Origin of the sequence: Enterobacter sp. 342 (assembly GCF_036663495.1) — a bacterium.
In the GTDB taxonomy this organism is placed as follows: Bacteria; Pseudomonadota; Gammaproteobacteria; order Enterobacterales; family Enterobacteriaceae; genus Enterobacter.
The window spans coordinates 1-724 of record NZ_JAWUEI010000127.1 but is presented as its reverse complement, the minus strand read 5'-3'; the positions used below and the strand labels follow the sequence as shown (position 1 = coordinate 724).

The 724-nt window shown below is 48.5% G+C and carries 1 protein-coding gene; it reads right to left on the bottom strand.

The window, feature by feature from the left end; all coding sequences use genetic code 11:
* Positions 1-75 precede the first annotated feature (75 nt).
* Positions 76-273, bottom strand: coding sequence for a hypothetical protein (locus V6E55_RS25580; protein ID WP_316944131.1), 198 nt, complete (start codon positions 271-273; stop codon positions 76-78).
* Between the last annotated feature and the right edge of the window lie 451 nt (positions 274-724).

Sequence of the window (724 nt, the reverse complement as noted above, 5' to 3'; positions counted from 1 at the left end):
CTTGCAGAAATGAACAAGAAAGCTGCATAACCCAGTTCTAATGTTCATATTAAACCCGGCCACCGCGCCGGGTTTTTATTTGCCCTTCCGTACCATCTCAGCCGCATCCCTGTTCACTCCCTTCCCTATCACGTTTCCTGTTTCCTTCCGGTACTGCTCCAGCTTGTCGATGATGTTTTGCTGGGTCATGGGTAAATCAGCCAGTGACAATTCCATCACCGCCCGCCCGGCGGCATGAGCCATCATGTTCACTTTTTCCTCATCCAAGTCCATAACCCACTCCTTTTTGATGTTTTTTGCAGCATATCACGTACCGAGTAAATTCATAACCAAACTAAATTAACCAAAAAATCATAACCTTATTAACCAACACAAAAATAATTAACCATTGGTTATTGACTGAAAATAACCACTAGTTAATAATCAACCCATCGAAACGAAACATCGACAGCTGAGCGAAGTTAGCCAGCGGCGAAGTGGAGATTCGGTCAGTCGAACGGCGCGACAGTAAACCATGCGTCGGACGCCCGGCGGGCTCAGGGAGAGCGGCAATGGTGCGTAACTGGAATGTTTTGGGGTGTGGTCAGTGAGAACGGCCTAATCGTGAAGAGGGCGCGGCTCATGCGGCTGGTTACCGCCCACACCGACCAAAGCATTTCTCCCGCATCAGCGGGTAACGACAGAGGCAATTATGAACGAACAAGCGAACAAAATTCTCGTTGAG

What these genes read in the sequence shown, in the direction of transcription:
- V6E55_RS25580 (WP_316944131.1), bottom strand. Translation starts at nt 273, where the DNA reads ATGGACTTGGATGAGGAAAAAGTGAACATGATGGCTCATGCCGCCGGG.